The organism is Croceicoccus sp. BE223 (assembly GCF_031457155.1).
Classification (GTDB): Bacteria; Pseudomonadota; Alphaproteobacteria; order Sphingomonadales; family Sphingomonadaceae; genus Croceicoccus.
In genome coordinates this window covers 1-1981 of the sequence record NZ_JAVDWB010000012.1, presented here as the reverse complement: position 1 = coordinate 1981, position 1981 = coordinate 1, and the positions used below count along the sequence as shown (strand labels likewise).

Annotated in this window: 2 protein-coding genes; both read left to right on the top strand. The window is 68.1% G+C overall.

Features of this window, described 5'->3' with window-relative positions; translation table 11 throughout:
* Nucleotides 1-963 (top strand): acyl-CoA dehydrogenase (locus J2X37_RS16505; protein ID WP_310023385.1); only part of this gene is annotated, 963 nt, incomplete at its 5' end.
* On the top strand, nt 960-1981 hold a 1022-nt coding region (locus J2X37_RS16500), incomplete at its 3' end, for a phosphotransferase (RefSeq protein WP_310023384.1). The genes J2X37_RS16505 and J2X37_RS16500, both read left to right, overlap by 4 nt.

Sequence of the window (1981 nt, the reverse complement as noted above, 5' to 3'; positions counted from 1 at the left end):
CTGATCAAGTCGGGGCTGTCGCCGCTGGGCCCGCTGGCGTGCAACACCAACGCGCCGGACGAGGGCAACATGTACCTCCTGGGCCACGTCGGGTCCGATCACCTGAAGGACAAGTTCCTGAAGCAGATGGTGGAGGGCCGCTCGCGCAGCGCCTTCTTCATGACCGAACCGGCCGAGGAGGGCGGCGCGGGCTCGGACCCGTCGATGATGATCACGACCTGCAGGAAGGACGGCAACCACTGGGTGGTGAACGGCCGGAAGGCGTTCATCACCGGGGCCGAGGGCGCGAAGGTCGGCATCGTCATGGCCAAGAGCGAGGACCCGGACAGCGCGGGCGGCGCCTGCATGTTCCTCGTCGACCTGCCGGACCCTGCGATCCGCATCGACCATGTGCCCAACACCATCGACAACTCGATGCCGGGCAGCCACGCGACGGTGACCATCGACAACTTGCGCATTCCGGCCGATCAGATGCTGGGCGATGCGGGCGAGGGGTTCAAGTACGCGCAGATCCGCCTGTCGCCGGCGCGCCTGTCGCACTGCATGCGCTGGCTGGGCGCGTGCATCCGCGCGCAGGAGATCGCCACCGACTACGCCTGCCGCCGCATGGCCTTCGGCAAGCAGCTGGTGGATCACGAGGGCGTGGGCTTCATGCTCGCGCAGAACCGGATCGACATCAAGCAAGCCGAACTGATGATCTACTGGTGCGCCAGCGTGCTCGACACCGGGTCGTTGGGCACGGTGGAGAGCAGCATGGCCAAGGTCGCGGTGTCCGAGGCGCTGATGCGCATCGCCGACAACTGCGTGCAGGTGATGGGCGGCACCGGCGTCACCGACAAGACGGTGGTCGAGCAGGTGTTCCGCGAGATCCGCGCCTTCCGCATCTATGACGGCCCGACCGAGGTGCACAAATGGTCGCTGGCCAAGAAGATCAAGCGCGAGTGGCGCGAGGGGCAGCAATGAGCGGCCCGGGCGGCGACCTGGCCGAGGCGAACAGCGGCACCACCCCGGTCCGCACCGGCTACGAGATCGACGTCGCCCGGCTGACGGCGTGGATGGAGGCGAACGTCACCGGCTTTGCCGGGCCGCTTGCGATCGAGCAGTTCCGGGGCGGGCAGTCGAACCCGACCTACAAGCTGGTGACGCCGGCAGCGAAGTACGTGCTGCGCCGCAAGCCGCCGGGCGATCTCCTGAAGGGCGCGCACGCGGTGGAGCGCGAGGCGCAGGTGATGACGGGGCTCGGAAAGGCGGGCTTTCCGGTGCCCCACGTCCACGGCATCTGCACCGACGACGATGTCATCGGCACCTGGTTCTACGTGATGGACATGGTGGAGGGGCGGATCTTCTGGGACGCGACCTTCCCGGACGTGCCGCGCGAGGACCGGCCCGCCTATTTCGACGCGATGAACGCCACGCTGGCCGCGCTGCACCAGGTGGACTACGCCGCCGTCGGGCTGGGCGACTACGGCAAGCCGGGCAACTACTTCGCGCGCCAGATCGGCCGCTGGTCGAAGCAGTACCTCGCCGACGAGGAGGCTGGCCGCAACGCCGACATGGACCGGCTGGTCGCCTGGCTGCCCGAGAACATCCCGGCGGGCGACGAGACCAGCGTGGTCCACGGCGACTTCCGCTGCGACAACATGATCTTCCACCCCACCGAACCGCGCGTCGTCGCGGTGCTCGATTGGGAACTGTCGACGCTGGGCCACCCGCTGGCGGATTTTGCCTACCACGCGATGATGTACCGCATGCCGCCCGACATCGTCGCCGGCCTCGATGGCGCGGACCTTGCCGCGCTGAACATCCCGAGCGAGGAGGACTACGTCGCCGCCTACTGCGCGCGGATGGGGCGCGACAGCATCCCGAACTGGGACTTCTACATCGCCTTCCAGTTCTTCCGGCTTGCCGCCATCTTCCACGGCATCAAGGGCCGCGTCATCCGCGGCACCGCCGCCAACGCCCAGGCTCAGGAGCGCGCCAA